The 18,048-nt window shown below is 66.4% G+C and carries 15 protein-coding genes; all 15 read right to left on the reverse strand.

All coding sequences use genetic code 11. The annotated features are described in order from the left end of the window. Positions 1-64 precede the first annotated feature (64 nt). On the reverse strand, positions 65-3,550 hold the full coding sequence (gene rpoB / locus E1261_RS05245; protein WP_132402753.1) for a DNA-directed RNA polymerase subunit beta: 3,486 nt from the start codon (positions 3,548-3,550) through the stop codon (positions 65-67). A gap of 286 nt (positions 3,551-3,836) precedes the next feature. Continuing rightward, the gene (locus E1261_RS05250; RefSeq protein ID WP_132402681.1) at positions 3,837-4,514 is read right to left on the reverse strand and encodes a hypothetical protein; all 678 of its coding nucleotides are present in this window, start codon (positions 4,512-4,514) and stop codon (positions 3,837-3,839) included. Next, entirely contained in the window at positions 4,514-4,978 is a 465-nt protein-coding gene (locus E1261_RS05255; protein ID WP_238176014.1) for a hypothetical protein, read from the reverse strand. The genes E1261_RS05250 and E1261_RS05255 overlap by 1 nt, the downstream gene beginning before the upstream one ends. 32 nt (positions 4,979-5,010) lie before the next feature. Then, entirely contained in the window at positions 5,011-6,303 is a 1,293-nt protein-coding gene (locus E1261_RS05260; protein WP_132402687.1) for an MCE family protein, read from the reverse strand. Then, on the reverse strand, positions 6,300-7,580 hold the full coding sequence (locus E1261_RS05265) for an MCE family protein (RefSeq protein ID WP_238176015.1): 1,281 nt from the start codon (positions 7,578-7,580) through the stop codon (positions 6,300-6,302). The genes E1261_RS05260 and E1261_RS05265 overlap by 4 nt, the downstream gene beginning before the upstream one ends. 92 nt (positions 7,581-7,672) lie before the next feature. After that, the gene (locus E1261_RS05270) at positions 7,673-8,872 is read right to left on the reverse strand and encodes an MCE family protein (protein WP_238176016.1); all 1,200 of its coding nucleotides are present in this window, start codon (positions 8,870-8,872) and stop codon (positions 7,673-7,675) included. Continuing rightward, entirely contained in the window at positions 8,869-9,879 is a 1,011-nt protein-coding gene (locus E1261_RS05275; protein WP_132402690.1) for an MCE family protein, read from the reverse strand. Before E1261_RS05275 ends, E1261_RS05270 begins: the two co-directional genes overlap by 4 nt. A gap of 160 nt (positions 9,880-10,039) precedes the next feature. Continuing rightward, complete coding sequence (locus E1261_RS05280) at positions 10,040-11,074, reverse strand: MCE family protein (RefSeq protein WP_132402693.1); 1,035 nt, start codon at positions 11,072-11,074, stop codon at positions 10,040-10,042. Then, entirely contained in the window at positions 11,071-12,399 is a 1,329-nt protein-coding gene (locus E1261_RS05285; RefSeq protein ID WP_132402696.1) for an MCE family protein, read from the reverse strand. The genes E1261_RS05280 and E1261_RS05285 overlap by 4 nt, the downstream gene beginning before the upstream one ends. Then, the gene (locus E1261_RS05290) at positions 12,396-13,214 is read right to left on the reverse strand and encodes an MlaE family ABC transporter permease (protein WP_132402762.1); all 819 of its coding nucleotides are present in this window, start codon (positions 13,212-13,214) and stop codon (positions 12,396-12,398) included. Before E1261_RS05290 ends, E1261_RS05285 begins: the two co-directional genes overlap by 4 nt. Before the next feature lie 13 nt (positions 13,215-13,227). Next, positions 13,228-14,001 (reverse strand): MlaE family ABC transporter permease, encoded by a 774-nt coding sequence (locus E1261_RS05295; RefSeq protein ID WP_132402699.1) that lies wholly within the window; start codon positions 13,999-14,001, stop codon positions 13,228-13,230. Beyond that, positions 13,998-14,945, reverse strand: a complete 948-nt coding sequence (locus E1261_RS05300; protein WP_132402702.1) for an ABC transporter ATP-binding protein — start codon at positions 14,943-14,945, stop codon at positions 13,998-14,000. The genes E1261_RS05295 and E1261_RS05300 overlap by 4 nt, the downstream gene beginning before the upstream one ends. A gap of 386 nt (positions 14,946-15,331) precedes the next feature. Further along, positions 15,332-15,715: a 50S ribosomal protein L7/L12 gene (rplL, locus tag E1261_RS05305; protein ID WP_132402705.1), complete on the reverse strand. Its 384-nt coding sequence runs from the start codon at positions 15,713-15,715 to the stop codon at positions 15,332-15,334. Positions 15,716-15,776: 61 nt separating this feature from the next. Further along, positions 15,777-16,391, reverse strand: a complete 615-nt coding sequence (gene rplJ / locus E1261_RS05310) for a 50S ribosomal protein L10 (protein ID WP_132402708.1) — start codon at positions 16,389-16,391, stop codon at positions 15,777-15,779. 177 nt (positions 16,392-16,568) lie between these two features. Continuing rightward, the gene (locus E1261_RS05315; RefSeq protein WP_165952372.1) at positions 16,569-18,041 is read right to left on the reverse strand and encodes an arylsulfatase; all 1,473 of its coding nucleotides are present in this window, start codon (positions 18,039-18,041) and stop codon (positions 16,569-16,571) included. Between the last annotated feature and the right edge of the window lie 7 nt (positions 18,042-18,048).

Raw genomic sequence — 18,048 nt, forward strand, 5'->3', positions numbered from 1 at the left:
GTGTTATCTCCCGTAAAAAGTTGGTCTGAGAAAAGTTGGCTAGTGATCGAGAGCGGCAACCCGCTCAGACCTCTTCGACGCTGTTCGGCTCACGCCGGGACAGGTCGATACCCAGTTCCTCCGCAGCACGGAAGACGTCCTCTTCGCTGTCGCGCATCTCGACCCGGCTTCCGTCGGACGAGAGGACCTCGACATTCAGACACAGAGACTGCATTTCCTTGACCAGAACCTTGAAGGACTCCGGGATACCCGGCTCCGGGATGTTCTCGCCCTTGACGATCGCTTCGTAGACCTTGACCCGACCGACCACGTCGTCCGACTTGATCGTGAGCAACTCCTGCAGCGCGAAGGCGGCACCGTAGGCCTCGAGGGCCCACACCTCCATCTCGCCGAACCGCTGACCACCGAACTGCGCCTTACCACCCAGCGGCTGCTGCGTGATCATCGAGTACGGACCGGTCGAGCGGGCGTGGATCTTGTCGTCCACCAGGTGGTGCAGCTTCAGCATGTACATGTAGCCGACGCCGACCGGCTCCGGGAACGGCTCACCCGAACGACCGTCGAACATCCGCGCCTTGCCGGTGCTGTTGACCATCCGGTCGCCGTCGCGGTTGGGGAGGGTCGAGCCGAGCAGGCCGGTGACCTCTTCCTCCCGCGCACCGTCGAAGACGGGGGTGGCGACGTTGGTCATCGGAGGAGCTTCGCCGGCGCCGATCTTGATCAGCCGCTGGGCCCACTCTTCCTTGCTGTCCGGGTCGACCTTCCAGCCGCGGCTGGCGACCCAGCCCAGGTGCGTCTCGAGGACCTGACCGACGTTCATCCGGCCGGGCACGCCCAGCGGGTTCAGGATGATGTCGACCTGGGTGCCGTCCTCCATGAACGGCATGTCCTCGACCGGCAGGATCTTCGAGATGACGCCCTTGTTGCCGTGACGTCCGGCGAGCTTGTCACCGACGGAGATCTTGCGCTTCTGGGCCACGTAGACGCGGACCAGCTGGTTGACGCCCGGCGGCAGCTCGTCGCCGTTGTCCCGGTCGAAGACCCGGACGCCGATGACGGTGCCCTGCTCGCCGTGCGGAACCTTCAGCGACGTGTCGCGGACCTCGCGCGCCTTCTCACCGAAGATCGCGCGCAGCAGCCGCTCCTCCGGGGTCAGCTCGGTCTCGCCCTTGGGCGTGACCTTCCCGACCAGGATGTCACCGGTGGTGACCTCGGCGCCGATCCGGATGATGCCGCGCTCGTCCAGGTCGGCCAGCATCTCGTCGGAGACGTTCGGGATGTCCCGGGTGATCTCCTCCGGACCCAGCTTCGTGTCGCGGGCGTCGACCTCGTGCTCCTCGATGTGGATCGAGGTCAGCAGGTCCTGCTGGACGACGCGCTGCGACAGGATGATCGCGTCTTCGTAGTTGTGACCCTCCCACGGCATGAACGCGACGAGCAGGTTCCGGCCGAGGGCCATCTCGCCCTCGTCGGTGCACGGACCGTCGGCGAGCGGCGAACCGATCTCGACCCGCTGACCGGCGTCGACCAGCGGACGCTGGTTGATGCAGGTGCCCTGGTTCGAGCGACGGAACTTCTGCAGCCGGTAGGTCTGGTAGGTGCCGTCGTCGGCGGCGATCTCGATCAGATCGGCCGAGACCTCCTTGATCACACCCGCCTTCTCCGACACGACCACGTCACCGGCGTCGACCGCACCGCGGTACTCCATGCCGGTTCCGACCAGCGGCGCGTCCGAGGTGATCAGCGGCACCGCCTGGCGCTGCATGTTCGAACCCATCAGCGCGCGGTTGGCGTCGTCGTGCTCGAGGAACGGGATCAGGGCCGTCGCGACCGACACCATCTGGCGCGGGGAGACGTCCATGTAGTCCACGTCCGCGACGAGCGCGAGCTCGACCTCACCGTGCCGGCGACGGACCAGCACGCGGTCCTCGGCGAGCCGGCTGTCGTCGGTCAGCGCCGCGTTGGCCTGCGCGATGACGAAGCGGTCTTCCTCGTCGGCGGTCAGGTAGTCCACCTGGTCGGTGACCAGACCCTCGACGACCTTGCGGTACGGCGTCTCGACGAATCCGAACGGGTTCACCCGGCCGTACGACGCGAGCGAGCCGATCAGACCGATGTTCGGGCCTTCCGGGGTCTCGATCGGGCACATCCGGCCGTAGTGGGACGGGTGCACGTCGCGGACCTCGAAGCCGGCCCGCTCACGGCTCAGACCACCCGGGCCGAGCGCGTTCAGGCGACGCTTGTGGGTCAGACCGGCGACCGGGTTGGTCTGGTCCATGAACTGCGACAGCTGCGAGGTCCCGAAGAACTCCTTCAGCGCCGCAACCACCGGACGGATGTTGATCAGGGTCTGCGGCGTGATCGCCTCGACGTCCTGGGTCGTCATCCGCTCCCGGACCACGCGCTCCATCCGGGCCAGGCCGGTGCGCAGCTGGTTCTGGATCAGCTCGCCGACCGTCCGCAGACGGCGGTTGCCGAAGTGGTCGATGTCGTCTTCCTCGACGACGATCTCACCGGTCGGCGCGGGCAGCTCGGTCTTGCCCTCGTGCAGGGCGACCAGGTACTTGATCGTGGCGACGATGTCGTTGATCGTCAGCACGGCCGTGTCGTGGGTCTCGTCGCGACCCAGCTTCTTGTTGATCTTGTAGCGGCCGACCTTGGCCAGGTCGTAGCGCTTGCCGTTGAAGTAGTAGTTCTCCAGCAGCGCCTGTGCGGCCTCGCGCGTCGGCGGTTCGCCCGGACGCAGCTTGCGGTAGATGTCCAGCAGCGCGTCGTCCTGCCCGGAGGTGTGGTCCTTCTCCAGGGTGAGGCGGATCGACTCGTACTCGCCGAACTCCTCGAGGATCTGCGCGTCGGTCCAGCCCAGGGCCTTCAGCAGCACGGTGACGTTCTGCTTGCGCTTGCGGTCCAGCCGGACACCGACCATGTCCCGCTTGTCGACCTCGAACTCCAGCCACGCACCGCGTGACGGGATCACCTTGGCGGTGAAGATGTCCTTGTCGGACGTCTTGTCCGGCGTGCGCTCGAAGTACACACCGGGCGAGCGGACCAGCTGCGAGACGACGACACGCTCGGTGCCGTTGATCACGAAGGTGCCCTTGCGCGTCATCAGCGGGAAGTCGCCCATGAAGACGGTCTGGCTCTTGATCTCGCCGGTCTCGTTGTTCATGAACTCGGCGGTGACGAAGAGCGGCGCCGAGTAGGTGACGTCGCGCTCCTTGCACTCGTCGACCGTGTTCTTCGGCGGCTCGAAACGGTGGTCGCGGAACGACAGCGACATGGTGCCGCTGAAGTCCTCGATCGGGGAGATCTCCTCGAAGATCTCTTCCAGGCCGGAGGGGCCGGACAGTTCGGTCCGTCCTTCGGCCTCGGCGGCGGCCACGCGGGCCTGCCAGGTTTCGTTACCGACCAGCCAGTCGAAACTGTCCACCTGCAGCGCGAGCAGATCGGGAACCTCGAGAGGCTGTGCGATCTTCGCGAAGGAGATACGGCGGGGAGAGCCGGAAACGTCGGAAATGCTGTCGGACTGGGGGTTGCGCGAGGCGACCAAGGGGCGTCCTTCCACGGGCTCGCAAGGTATTCGTTGCGGAACTTCGGTGCTGGCACTTGCGGTGCTGGGAGCGCAGGCCAAACCACCCCAGTCAAATCGAGATTCAAGCTGAGGTGGGAGAAAGGCAGCGCAAAGCAATAGGCTACCCGATACAGGCAAGCCTGTCCAATGGGGTCCGATAGTTTGCCTCGGACCACCCTTTCCGTCAAGGACCGACCCGGTGTCTCCAGTGGGTAGATCACCCACGAGACTCCCGGCGTCCTTCTGGTGCGGAGTCACAAAGAGACTACAGTCCGGCGATCTCCTGGACCAGCCATCGGCCGTCTTTTCGGACCATCGTGAACCGGGTCCGGTTCAGATCGACCCGGGGCTTACCCTGCGTGATCGTGCTGGTGGTGGTCTGGTTCACGAAGATGATCAGCGTGACCCGGTCGGCGTCGCCGTCGCGGACCCCGACCTCGCGGACCTCGGCCTTCACGGTCGCCTTGGACTTGGCCGCCAGTTCGCCTGCCACCTTGGCGGTCTCGTCGAACTTCCCGGCGAACTCCGGGGTCATCGTCGCCCGCGCCGCCGCGAAACTCTTGTCCAGATCCCGGTAGTCGTAGCTGAGCGCGGTCTCGGCCGCCTTCCGCCCGGCCGCGGCCGCCTGGCCCCGGGCCTCCTCGGCCTGCCGACCCTGCCAGGCCTGCACTCCGAGCACCGCCGCCACGGTCAGCACGAGCACGATCAGGACGCCGAGGACGGCGTACAGGGTGCCCCCGAGCGGACCTGTTTCGCTACTTTCGGTAGTCGCTGAGCTCGCCTCAGGCTCTTCGGCAGGGACCTCTGCAGCCTCTGCTGTGTCCTGAGTCACAACCTCAGGTGCCTCTTCGAGCGGTTCGTCGCGTGGTTCCGCGGCGGCCGGAGAGACGCCGGTACGGCGCTGGCCGGCGATCCGCGGGCGGTTGCGTGGCCGGTCCGGCATCAGCCCACCACCTGCAGGTCAGCCGTCAGCCAGCGGTCCTTCTCGCGAACCATGTCCAGCTTGATCCGGTACCGGCGTTCGACCCCGTTGGTCGACGCGGTGTTGGTGACGAGCGCATTCACGATCACCAGGACCTCGGCCGAGTCCTTGTCCCCGGACACCACCCCGGCCTCCTTCACATCGCCCTTCGAAGTGGCCTTGTTCGCCGCCACGTCGGTCTTCACCGCCTGGATCCCGGACTCGAACTCCTGCCGGAACTGCCCGGTGGAGTTGTCGAGCACCCGCTTCGAGTCCGCATCCCAGGTCTCGTAGTTGTAGGTGGTGAAGTCCAGCGCGAGCTGCCGCGCGGACTTCATCGCGCCCTCGCGCAGCGCCTTGTCCTGGCGCTGCTTCTGCAGCGCGATCACCGAGAGGGTTGCGGCGGCCAGGGCGAACACCAGTAGGACGCTCAGCGCCCATGCCACGATCAGCCTGCCCCGCCGGGAGTTGCCCGAAGTCACTTGCCGGTCACCGGTCCGAGAATGAGAGCCTTCCAGGAATCACTGCCGAGCAGGTCCTGCTGTCCGCCGGTCGAGCCGAGGATCATCTCCGGCATCCCGCCCGAGCCACCCGCCGCGCCGGTCGCCGGGTCGTAGCCGATGCCGTAGCCGGTCCGGTTCCGGTCCTGGCGCGACGACGGGCTCGGCGCGTTCTGCGCACCCCGGACATTCACGCCGCTCGACGGCGACGCCGTACAGGATGCGTTCTTGACCTTGGTGTCCGCGGTGTCCTGCGGCACCCGCCAGTTGTCCTTGGAGTAGCCGGCCCGGCAGGCCGGTGGGGACACTCCGAGCACGAGCCCGAAGTGGGCGTCGTAGTGCCCGGTCCCCGGGTCCTTGGCCGGTACGACGTATCCGCCCATGGACACCGCCGGATACACCACCAGCAGCTGCTCGACGGCGTCGAGCCGGACCGCGGTCAGTTGGTTCACCGTCAGCAGATTACCCAGCAGCACCGCGATGTCGGCCCGGTTGTCCTGGATCAGGCCGGTGATCTGGGTCGACGCGGCCGAACCCTGGTCGATCACCTTGCGCAGGTTCGCGTCCGAGCCGACCAGGGCGTCGGACAGCAGCGCGAGGTTCTTCGCCCAGGTCTTGATCGCGTCACCACTGGCCACCTGGGTGGCCAGCACGGTGTCGCCGTCGTTGATCAGCTTGATCGTCTGCAGGATGTTCGCGTCCGCGTCGTCGATCAGCCGGCCGGAGCTGTCGATGATCTTCTGCAGGTCGGTCCCGCGGCCCTTGAGTGCGGCCCCGAGCTCCTTGATCGTGGTCCGCAGGCTGTCCTGGTTCACGGAGTTGACCAGCTGGTCGAGGTTCAGCAGCAGCTCGGTGGTGTCGATCGGGATCGCGGTGTCCTCCCGGTCGATCCGCGAGTGGTCCTTCAGGTACGGACCCTCGTCGCGGCGCGGCTGCAGGTCGACGTACTGCTCGCCGATCGCGGACCGGTTCGCCACCACGGCGAGCAGGTCGTTCGGGATCTTGTTGGTCTTCTTGTCGATGTCGAGGGCGACCAGTACGCCGTCGGGCAGCAGCTTCAGCTCGCCGACCCGGCCGACCGGCTGGCCGCGGTACGTCACCTCGGCGCCTTCGAAGATGCCGCCGGACTCGGCGAAGCTGGCGCTGACCGTGTAGTCCTGGTCGAACAGCAGCTTGTCGATCTGGGCGTACCTCGCGCCGACGAACGCGATCCCGACGACGGTGATCAGCAAGAACACCATCAGCTGGATCCGGACTCCCTTGGTGATCACTTCACCACCCCCGGCATCAGTGCGCGGGCCAGGTCGGGATCGAACCCGGCCCGGTTCAGCTTCGGGCCACAAACCGGCAGCAGGAGCACGGTCACGCAGGTGGTGGCGATCCCGGTCGGCTTGGCGCCTGGCTTGGTCGTCGTCGGGTTGTGCACCGGCAGACTGATGTTGCCGGTCGGCAGTGCGGTCGGCCCGACAGTCGGCAGGTCCAGGCCGAGCAGGCCCTTCAGCAGCTTCTGGGTGTTGATGTCCAAGGTGATACCGAGGTTCGTGTAGTCACCCTTGACACCCCGTGCCGCGGCATCCGGGAACGGATAGGTGAACAGCAGCTCGAGCGACTTCGGCAGGTTCTCCCCTGCCTCGGCCAGCTTCGTCAGGATCGGGTACAGCGACTGCAGGTTCGCGACGAGGTCCTTCTGCGCCGAGGTGATCACCCGGGTCGCCGTGCTGCCCAGTGTGGACAGGGCCTGCAGCGTCTTGACCAGCGCGGCCCGCTGCTTGTCCAGGGTTGCGATCGACTTCGGCAGCGAGTCGATCGCGGTCGCCAGCGTCTCCTTCTGGGCGTTCAGCTTCTTGGCCAGCGCGTCCACCGCGGTGATCGCGGTGACGATCTTCTGCTTGTTCTGGTCCAGGGTGCCGACGAAGGTGTCGAGCTGGGTGAGCACGCTCTTGATGGCCGGCTCGTTCCCGGTGAGCGCCTTGTTCAGCTCCTGGGTGATGATCTGCAGCTGCGCGACACCGCCGCCGTTCAGCAGCAGGGACAGCGCGGCCAGGACCTCTTCGACCTCGACGTTGCTGGTCGTCCGGGACAGCGGGATGACCTCGCCGTCGTCGAGCCGGCCGCGCGGAGCCTCCTGCCCGGTCGGCTTCGCCAGCGACACGAACTTCTCGCCGAGCAGGCTGGTCTGCCGGATCGTCGCGCGCTCGTTGTCCGGCAGCTCGAGACTCTTCGGCAACCGGATCCGCACCTTGGCGACGTACCCCTCGAGCCAGACCTTCTCGACCATGCCGACCGTCACGTCGTCGACCTTCACCGTCGACTTCGGCACCAGGTCCAGGACGTCGGTGAACTCGACAGTGACCGTGTACGACGGCCCTTTGATCTTCGCGCCACCGGGCAACGGCAACGAGTACACGCTGAAGTCACACCCGGTCAGCGCCATCGCCATCGCGAGCGCTCCGGCAACTAGTGCCCAGCGTCGGCTGTGGTTCGAGCGATTGCGGTGTTCAGGTGCGTGCATCGGGGTGCCGGAGGAGCGGCCTCGATGCTTTTCCATCGTGGCTGTTCCTCCGGTGCCGCGAGGTGCGTGCCTGGGCGCCGCAAGCGCCGAAGCACGGCCGACGCTGGGCACTCGCGCCGTACGACGTCTCATCGGACCAGGCCTCCGAGCGTCGGGTCAACGGGGTCCGGGCTGGTCGGTTTGGGCTGCTCGACGCCACCGGCCGCGGCCCACGGCGTACCGGCTGGTCCACCGCTGGCCGGCGCGCTGCCGGTCAGCTGGCTGAGCAGCGGCAGCTTCGGTAGTGAGTCCAGCACCGGCTTGAGCAGCGAGCAGGTCGACATCGGCTGGTTCACCTGCAGCAGCAGCGAGCAGATGAACGACGACGGGTTGTCGAGCTGGGCCAGGTTGATCCGCTGGTCCAGCGTGCCGAACTGCGGGTTGTAGATCCGGGCCAGGTTGCCCAGCCCCAGCGGCGCGGTGTCGAGGATCTCGGCCAGTGCGGCCTTCTCCTTGACCAGGATCTGGGAGATCTCGGTGGCCCCGGAGACGGTGTTCTTCACCAGGGCCCGGTTCTCCTTCACGAACGTCGCGACCTCGCCGAGCGCGGCCGCCAGCAGCGACAGCGCAGCCGTCAGGTCCTTGCGCTCTCCGGCCAGCGTCGTCGACGTCGCGGCGAAGTTCGTGTTGAACTGCTTGACCAGCGCATCGTTCGCGGCGAGCGCGGAGACGAAGGTCTGCAGCTGCCGGATCGTCGCGAACAGGCTCTCCGAGTTGCCGGCCAGCGTCCCAGTCAGCTTGGAGACGTCGGTGATCGTCTGGTTGAGCTTCGCGCCCTGACCGTTCAGGTTCTTCGCCGAGACGTCCAGCAGCCGCGACAGCGCGCCCTGGTCGTTGGCGCCCTTCGGACCGAGCGCGACGGACAGGTCGTTGAGGCTCTGGTAGATCTGGTCGAGCTCCAGCGGGACGGCGGTGCGCTCGATCGGGATCTCCGCCCCGTCTGCCATCACCTCGCCCTTGGAGTACACCGGGGTGAGCTGCACGTACCGGTCGGCGACGATCGACGGCGCTGCGATCACGGCCTTCGCCGTGGCCGGCACCTTGTGCTTGGCCTCCCACCAGAACTTCACCCGGATCGTCCGGCCGGCCGGGGTGACGCTCTCCACCTCGCCGACCTTGATGCCGAGGACCCGGACATCGGACCCGGGATAGACCGACACCGCCCGCGGGAAGTACGCCGTCGCCGACACCCGCTCGGGGTTCGGCCAGAGCGAGATCACGCTGATCGCGAGGATCACCACGACCACGGCGATCGCGATCAGCCGGGAGAACGACGAGACCTTCGTCATCGGGTGCCTCCCAGGATCGGCGGCAGACCGAGATCGACCTTCGGCAGTGGCACCTCGGGCACCGGCACCAGGTTCTGCAGGTAGACATCGAACCAGGGCCCGGTGCCGAGCGTGTTGGTGAACAGCTTGATGAACGGCGCGAGCCCCTTGATGCTCGCGTCCAGATCCTTCTGGTTCTTCAGCAGCACGCCGAGGACCGCGTTCACCTTCTGCAGGGTCGGGCCGAGGTCCTTGCGGTTCTCCCGGACCAGCGCGGTGATCTGCGCGGACAGCTTCTGCGTCGAGACCAGCAGCGAATGGATCAGCGCCCGCCGGGCCTGCACGGCCTGGAAGACGGTGTTGCCGTCCTTCATCAGCTTGATCAGCTGCTGGTTGCGGTCGGCAAGCACCTTGGTGACCGTGTTCGAGTGCTGCAGCAGGAGCTTCAGCTGCTCGTCGCGCTTCGCCACGTTCCGGGAGAGGCGGGACAGGCCGGTGAGCGAGGCCTGCACCTCCTCCGGAGTGTTCTTGAACGTCGTCGAAAGGGTGTCCAGGGCCCTCGCCAGCTGCGCGGTGTCGATCCGCTCGGTCGTGTTCGCGAGATCCGAGAACGCGTCCACGACGTCGTACGCCGAAACTGTCCGGGCCAGCGGGATCTCCGCACCGGCCTTGAGCTGGCCACCACCGGCCGGGTTCAGCTTCAGGTACTTCTGCCCGAGCAGGGTCTTGATCTTCATCTCGGCGCCGGTCTGGTCGCCGAGCTTCACGCCCTTGTCGATGACGAAGTCGACCCGGACGTGGGTGCCGTCGAGCTCGACCTTGCGGACCTGCCCGACCCGGACGCCGGCCACCCGGATCTCGTCCTTCGGCTTCAGGCCACCGGCCTCGGAGAACTGCGCGGAGTACTTGGTCCCGCCACCGATCAGCGGCAGGTCCTGCGCCTTGAACGCGGCCAGCATGATCAGCCCGAGCACCGTCAGGCCGACGACGCCGATCGTCACCTGGTTCTGTTCGCGGAAGGGTTTCACGAAGTGGCCCCCCTTGGCCGTTGGTGCGTAGCTCCGGTGTCCAGGTGCGTGCATCGCAAGGCGGAGGAGGGACTCGATGCGGGGTTCATCGTGGCCCGACGACAACGCAGCGAGGTGCGTGCCTGGGCGCCGGAGATGCGTGCCGAACGGCTAAGGGGGGTCACTTTTGGCACCTCGCCGAGTTGTTGTCGTAGCTGACCGGGACGCGGGTGCCCAGGGGCAGCGTGACGTTGCCGTCGAAGTTGCACAGGTAGAAGTTGAACCAGGAGCCGTACGACGCGGTGCGGCTCATCGTGTTCAGCTTCTCCGGCATGTAGTTCAGCGTCTTCACCCAGATGCCCTGGGTGTCGTCGAGGGTGGTGGCGACCGTGCGCAGGCGGTCCAGATCGGCCTTGATCGGGACTCTGGTCTGCTGCAGCAGGCCGGCCGTCTTGGTATTCAGCGAGTTGATCGAGCCGAGCGAGCTCAGGATCGGGTTGATGTCCTGGCTCAGACCGGTGATGAACTGCTGCAGATTGACCAGCAACTGGGAGAAGTTCTGCTGGCGCTGCGAGACGATCTGCAGCGTCGAGGTCAGGTTGGTGATCAGGCTGCCGATCACCTCGTCCGCGTCGGCCAGGGTGGTGGTCAGCGAGGCGGTCTTGGCCAGCAGCGATTCGATCGTGCCGCCCTCGCCCTGCAGCACCTTGATCACCTCGAAAGCGAACTGGTTCACGTCCGCCGGGGTGAGCGCGGTGAACAGCGGCTTGAAGCCGTTGAACAGCACCGACAGGTCGAGCGCCGGCGCCGTCCGCTCCTTCGGGATCAGCCCGTTCGCCTTCAACCGCTCGCCGCCGCCGACGCCGTCGGTGAGGGCGATGTACCGGTTGCCGACCAGGTTGCGGTAGCGCAGCGTCGCCTTGGTCGAGGTGTCGACGACCTGGTCGGAGTCGACGCTGAAGGTCACCATCGCCAAGGTGTTCTGATAGAGCGCGATCTTGTCGACCTGCCCGACCTTCACCCCCGCGATCCGGATGTCGTCACCCTGGTTCAGCCCGACCGCGTCGGTGAACACGGCCCGGTACTTCGTCGTCGCGTTGAAGGTGATGTTGCCGATCGTCACCGCCAGCAGGGCGGTCGCGACCGTGGTCACCACCACGAAGATCGACAGCCGGACGATGTCCAGCGAGGTCTTCTTGTCCAGCAGTTTGGTCATTTGAGATTCACCTGCCCACCGCGCAGCAACGGCCCCACCAGGAGCGTGGTCAGATCCGGTACGTCGCTCGCCGGGACACCCATCGCCGGTGCGACGACCGCGTCGACGACCTTCTGCTCGGCCGGCGTACCAACGCCTTGGGTGTCCATCGCAAAGCCCGGCATCGCGCGGTTCAACGTCAGATTCAGCGGCGGCGTTGTCGTCTTGTTGTGGTCACCGATCACGCCGTCCGCGCCGGTGATGTACGGCGCCGGGTTCTGCTGCGTGTACGGCCCCGGCTTCTCGCCGGGGTGGCTGTAGTTCTTGCCCACGCAGGTCGGCCCTCGGTGGTCGGCGTACACCGGCAACTCGTTCGGCTCGTACGGGGTCGGCTGGTTGGTGATGATCTCGAGGTTGATGTTCAGCCGTCCGTCGCGGAACGTGTCGTTCAGGATCGGGGTGGTGTCCGTCATCACCTTCAGGAAGCACGGAATCTCGGGCGAGTAGCGCTCCAGCAGGTCCAGCACCGGCCGGCTCACCTCGCCGAGCCGGATGATGCGGTCCTCGTTCTGCTTCAGCAGCGTGTCCGTCGTCGAGGAGAGCGTCTGGACGTCGACGAAGAACCTCTGCAGCTGCTGTTCCTTCTCGACGACCGTGTTCCCGGTGATGGTCAGGTTCCGCAGCGCACGGACGAGATCCGGCGTCGCGTCGCCGTACAGCTGGGAGACCTGGGTGAGCTTGGTCAGCGCGGCCATCAGCTTCGGGACGTTCGGGTTCAACTTCTTCAGGTAGCTGTCGAGCTGGGTCAGCGTCCCGCCGATCTCGGCGCCGCGGCCCTCCAGTGCGGTGGCCAGCGTGTTCAGCGTCGCGTTCAGGTCGGCCGGGTCGACTGCCTGCAGCAACGGCAGAGCGTCGTTCAGCACCTTCTCGATCTCGATGCCGACCGCGGTCTTGTCCCGCGCGATCACGTCACCGGCCCGGATGTGCCGGCCCTCGGCGCCGGTCGGTGGCACCAGGGCGACGTACTTCTCGCCGAACAGCGTCTTGGGCAGGATCCGCGCACTCACCGCGCTGGAGATCTCGTTGATCTGGTCGGGTTTCAGCGACAGGTGCACCGTCGCCTCGCCACCGTCCGTGGAAACCCCGCTGACCTCGCCGACGATGATGCCGCGCAGCTTCACATCCGCATGCTCGTTGAGCTGCAGACCGATGTGGCTCGTCTTCAGCTCCACGTCGACCGTGTCGGTGAAGACCTTCGCGTAGAAGGCGTACGTCAGCCACAGCAGGAAACACAGCACGCCGATGAACGCGACGCCGTACGCCTTGTGCGGAATCTTGTTGATCATCCGGCCAGCCTCACCGTGGTCGTGGTCCCCCAGATGGCCATGGACAGCAGCAGGTCGACCACGTTGATGACGACGATCGACGTACGGACTGCGCGCCCGACCGCGACGCCTACGCCCGCCGGGCCGCCGCTCGCGTGGTAGCCGTGGTAGCAGTGCACCAGGATCACCAGCACCGCGAAGACCAGCACCTTGCCGAACGACCACAACACGTCGCCCGGTGGTAAGAACAGATGGAAGTAATGGTCGTACGTCCCGGTGCTCTGCCCGTAGAACGTCGTCACGGTCAACCGGGTCGCGAAGTACGACGAGAGCAGACCGACGACGTACAACGGGATCACCGCGATCAGGCCGGCGATGATCCGGGTGGTGACCAGATACGGCAGCGACGGGATCGCCATCACCTCGAGGGCGTCGATCTCCTCACTGATCCGCATCGCGCCGAGCTGGGCGGTGAAACCGCAGCCGACGGTCGCGGCCAGCGCGATGCCGGCGATCAGTGGGCCGATCTCGCGGGTGTTGATATAGGCGCTGACGAAGCCGGCGAAGGCCGACGTACCGATCTGGTTCAGCGCCGAGTAGCCCTGCAGGCCGACCTCGGTCCCGGTGAAGAAGGCCAGGAAGGTGATCACGCCGACGGTGCCACCGATCACGGCGAGCGCGCCGGTGCCCAGGGTCACCTCGGCCAGCAGGCGGAGGATCTCCTTGCGGTACCGGGTGATCGACTTGCCGGACCAGGCCAGTGCCTTGATGTAGAAGGCAAGCTGTTCGCCGAGCCGATCCAGCGAGTTCAGCGGCTTCTTCACCAGGGTGTCCATCAGGGCAGACACGTCACGCCCCCTTCGGCGGGACGAGCTGGAAGTAGATCGCGGTCATCGAGAAGTTCGCGACGAACAGCAGCATGAACGTGATGACGACCGACTGGTTCACGGCGTCACCGACGCCCTTCGGGCCGCCGCCCGCGTTCATCCCCTTGTACGACGCGACGATGGCCGCGATGAATCCGAACACCAGCGCCTTCACCTGGCCCTGCCACAGATCCGGCAGATGGGCGAGCGCGGTGAACGAGGCGATATAACTGCCTGGCGTGCCGTCCTGCAGGACGACGTTGAAAACGTAGCCGCCCATCACGCCGACGACACTCACGAACCCGTTCAGGAAGAAGGCGACCATCATCGTCGCCAGCACCCGCGGCACCACCAGCCGCTGGATCGGGTCGATCCCGAGCACCATCATCGCGTCGAGCTCTTCACGGATCTTCCGCGCACCCAGGTCGGCGCAGATCGCCGAGCCACCGGCACCGGCGATCAGCAGCGCGGTCGCGATCGGCGACGCCTCCCGGACCACGGCCAGTACGGCGGCCGACCCGGTGAAGGCCTGCGCGCCGAACTGCTTGATCAGTCCGCCGACCTGCAACGCGATCACGGCACCGAACGGGATCGCGACGAGTGCGGTCGGGATGATCGTCACGCTCGCGACGAACCAGGCCTGCTGCAGGAACTCCTTCAGCTGGAAAGGCCGCCGTACCGACGCCCGCAGTGTGTCGAGGGCGAAGGCGAACAGTGAGCCTGCATGCTTCAGCGGGGCGGTCGCGGACAGACTCACGTAGCCCCCACGACATCAGTCGCGAAGGAACCGGGCGGCGGAGTCACGCCGTTCTCACGGCACCAATCGCCTGGCGGCCGCTGCGTCGGACGCAGTACGCCGCTGCTCGGCAACTGCTGGATCGGAATCGGCGGTAGCGGCGGCAGCTCCTGGTCGGCCTCGCGGGCCAGCTCGTCGGCGTCCTTCTCCTCGGACATGCCGATCGGGCCGACGCGCTGTGCGTTCAGGAACTGGCGGACCACCGGCTCCTCGCTGGACAGCAACATCTCCCGCTGCCCGAACATGGCCAGGTGCCGGTGATACAGCAGGCCGATGTTGTCCGGGACCGTGCGCGCGGTGTTGATGTCGTGGGTGACGATCAGGCAGGTCGCCTGGGTCATCTCGTTCAGATCGATGATCAGCTGGTTCAGGAACGCCGTCCGGACCGGGTCCAGGCCGGAGTCGGGCTCGTCGAACAGCAGGATCTCCGGCTCCAGCACCAGCGCCCGGGCCAGCCCGGCACGCTTCCGCATACCGCCCGAGATCTCGCCGGGGAGCTTGCGCTCGGCACCGACCAGACCGACCATCTCCATCTTCTCCATCACGATGGAGCGGATCTCGGCCTCGGACTTCTTGGTGTGCTCACGCAGCGGGAAGGCGACGTTGTCGTACAGGTTCATCGAGCCGAACATCGCGCCGTCCTGGAACAGCACCCCGAACAGTTTGCGGATCTCGTAGAGGTCCCGCTCGCTGCAGGTGGCGATATCGGTGCCCTCGATGTGCACGTGACCGCGGTCCGGCTTGAGCAGACCGATCAGGGTCTTCAGGAATACGGACTTCCCGGTACCGGAAGGGCCCAGCATCACGCAGATCTCACCGGCCGGCAGGGTCAGGGACACATCGCCCCAGATCAGCTGGCTACCAAAGGATTTGGTGAGACCTTCGACGCGGACTTCTACGCCCACCGGTCCTCCTCACGGGATCGTCACTGCGCCCCGAACCGACGAGTACACGGTCCTAACGAGGGAGCAGTGGCCTAGGTTACGCACGAGTACGGTTTTGCGTAACCCCTCAAAGTCAAGCGGTTGAGATCCTAGTCAGAGTGGAATGCAGGAAGGGCGGCCTCCCACGGGAGACCGCCCTTCTCTACACATTCGTTACGTCCCTTAGCGGAACGTAACCGAGGGTGTCTGGGGATTTCGCGCCGTAGCGAGCATGTGCTCGGTGCGGTGGCTCGGTGCGCTGGGGCGGAGGCCTCGATGTTTTTCCATCGTGGTCTTCGCACCAGTGCGGCGAGGTGCCGTGCCGAGTGCAGCGCAGTAGGCGGGAAATCCCCAGAGACCCTCTGAGGTCACTTGAGCGTGACGGTGGCCCCGGCGCCCTCGAGGGCCTCCTTGGCCTTCTCCGCGGCAGCCTTGTCGACCTTCTCCAGGATCGCCTTCGGGGCGGACTCAACCAGGTCCTTGGCCTCCTTCAGACCAAGGCTGGTGAGACCGCGCACCTCCTTGATGACCTGGATCTTCTTCTCACCGGCGCTCTCGAGGACGACGTCGAACTCGTCCTGGACCTCGGCCTCTTCGGCCGGGGCACCCGGGGCGCCTGCGGCGGCAACGGCAACCGGGGCGGCGGCGGTGACGCCGAACTCCTCCTCGAAAGCCTTAACGAACTCCGACAGCTCCAGCAGGGTCAGTTCCTTGAACTGGCCGAGGAGCTCTTCGGTGCTGAGCTTCGCCATGGTGGCGGTCCTTCCTTAGTAACTGTCGATCACTGAATGGGGTGGTGCAGTGAGAACGGCCTCAGCTGTCAGCTGCGGCAGTCTCCTCGGCGCTCGCCTCGGCAGGTGCCTCGACCGTGTCCTGCACGGTCTCGGCTGCCGCCTCGGGGGCCGGAGCCCCGTCCGCCGGCAGCTTGTCCTGCAGCGCCGCGAACAGGCGCGCGGCCTGCGACAGCGGAGCAGCGAACAGCGACACCGCTTGCTGCGGAGCCGCCTTCATCGCACCTGCGAGCTTCGCGAGGAGGACCTCACGCGACTCCAGGTCAGCGAGTTTGGTGATCTCGTCAGTGCTGAGTGCCTTACCGTCGAGCACTCCGCCCTTGATGACGAGAAGGGGATTCGCCTTGGCGAAGTCACGCAGACCCTTGGCCGCAACCACCGCATCGCCCTTGATGAAGGCGATGGCCGACGGACCCTCGAGCAGCGAGTCGAACGACTCGACACCCGCGTCCTTGGCCGCGATCTTGGTCAGCGTGTTCTTCACCACGGCGTAGTTCACGTCGTCACCGAGCGCAGTGCGCAGATTCCGCAGCTGCGCCACAGTGAGTCCGCGGTACTCGGTCAGCACGGCGCCGTTCGAGCTACGGAACTCGTCCGTCAGCTCTGCGACAGCGGCTGCCTTGTCCGGCCTCGCCATGGGGTCTCCTTCGTTTGGCTTTCTCGCCGAGGACCCCAGGAAATGAAAAACGCCCCTGCGCAGGCGGCAAGGGCGTGAACATACGAACTACACTCACACTTCTCATCACCTGCGCGGGCCGCCCACCTGAGTGAGACTTTCAGCTGCTAGGCAGCCACCAGCGGTCTTCGGCAAGGTTCATTGTGCCCGACCGTGCCGCTGGGACCAAATCGGCCGCTGGAGCTCGGTGACCACCGGCCGGCCCGGCACGAGTTGCCCGGCGTCGACGTACCCTTCCTCGCGGTCGCGGAGGTCGTCGAGGAGTTTCTGCCGCCAGCGCCGTACCTCGTCGGCCCGGGCCGGGTCGGCCACCAGGTTGCGGGTCTCCTGCGGATCGGCCTCGAGGTCGAAGAACTGCTCGTCGCCGTGGGCCGACATCCAGACGTACTTGCGCTTCCCGTCGGTGACCCACTGCAGCGACTGGCCGAGCAACACGTGCTCGCCGTGCAGGTGCTCACGCCATTCCGAGACCGTCTCGCCACGGAGGTGCGGCGCGAGGCTGCGTCCGTCGACGGTCTCGGGGATCGGCACGCCGGCCAGGTCGAGCACGGTCGGCATCAGATCGCGCAGCTCGACCACGTCGTCGATCACCTGTCCTCGTGGGCCCTCCGGCGCCGAGATCAGCAGTGGCACGTGCGTCGACCCTTCGTAGGGCTGGCCCTTCCGATACATGTCGTGGTCGCCGAGCATGTCGCCGTGGTCGGAGGTGAACAGCACCACCGTGTCCTCGCGCAGCCCGAACTCCGCCAGCGTGTCCAGGAACCGGTTGACCTGCTGGTCGATGTGCGACAGATGACCGTAGTACCCGGCCTTGGCCCGGTGATGGGTCTCGGCGTCGAGTCGCCCGATGACCGTGTCATGCGCGCCGTCGTTCCGGAATTCGTCGTACGCCGACGTCCAGTCCCCCACCACCGGATCGGTCCGGGGCATACCGACGTACTGGTCGAAGGCCCACTGCGGTGGGTCGAGTGGCGCATGTGGGCGGTGGAAGGAGAGGTAGAGGAAGAACGGTGTGGTCGGGTCGCGGCGGTAGAGCCAGGAGATGGCCTCGGTGACGACCCAGTTCGTCGGGTGCTGTGCCTCTGGTTTGTCCCAGGGCCGGGCGACCACGCTGTTGCAGTTCAGTCCGTTGTCGGTGTAGTCGGCCACCGGTGAGCTGCCGGCCTGGGACTGCAGCCAGGGCAGGTAGTCGTCCACCTCACGCAGGTCCCGCTGCTGACGCCGGCGGGCGAAGTGCAGGTAGCCGTCGTGCAGCCGGACGTCGTCGAACCCGATCCGCGACCGCTCCGGATACACGTGCAGCTTCCCGATCGCCTGCGTCTGATAGCCCGCATCCCGCAGAGTGCCCGGCAGCGTCACCGGGTGCGCCTCCTGGAACGTCACGCCGTCGCGGTAGCCGACTCGACCGTGCCGCTCCTGCGACTGGCCGGTCATCAGGGCAACCCGGGCGGGCACGCAGGTCGGCGTCGCCGAGTACGCCCGCGAGAAGCGGGTGCCCTGGGAGGCGAGCTGATCCAGGTACGGCGTACGGACGACCGGGTGCCCGGCCGCGGACAGGGCATCACCCCGCCACTGGTCGACGCAGATCATCACCACGTTGCGTGCGGTCACTTGTTCT

The organism is Kribbella albertanoniae (assembly GCF_004348455.1).
Taxonomy (GTDB): Bacteria; Actinomycetota; Actinomycetes; order Propionibacteriales; family Kribbellaceae; genus Kribbella; species Kribbella albertanoniae.

Bases quoted from the DNA above. Each gene is read 5' to 3' on its own strand.
- E1261_RS05250 (WP_132402681.1), bottom strand. From the start codon at position 4,514: ATGCCGGACCGGCCACGCAACCGCCCGCGGATCGCCGGCCAGCGCCGT.
- E1261_RS05265 (WP_238176015.1), bottom strand. From the start codon at position 7,580: ATGGAAAAGCATCGAGGCCGCTCCTCCGGCACCCCGATGCACGCACCT.
- E1261_RS05270 (WP_238176016.1), bottom strand. From the start codon at position 8,872: ATGACGAAGGTCTCGTCGTTCTCCCGGCTGATCGCGATCGCCGTGGTC.
- E1261_RS05280 (WP_132402693.1), bottom strand. From the start codon at position 11,074: ATGACCAAACTGCTGGACAAGAAGACCTCGCTGGACATCGTCCGGCTG.
- E1261_RS05285 (WP_132402696.1), bottom strand. From the start codon at position 12,399: ATGATCAACAAGATTCCGCACAAGGCGTACGGCGTCGCGTTCATCGGC.
- E1261_RS05290 (WP_132402762.1), bottom strand. From the start codon at position 13,214: ATGGACACCCTGGTGAAGAAGCCGCTGAACTCGCTGGATCGGCTCGGC.
- rplL (WP_132402705.1), bottom strand. From the start codon at position 15,715: ATGGCGAAGCTCAGCACCGAAGAGCTCCTCGGCCAGTTCAAGGAACTG.
- rplJ (WP_132402708.1), bottom strand. From the start codon at position 16,391: ATGGCGAGGCCGGACAAGGCAGCCGCTGTCGCAGAGCTGACGGACGAG.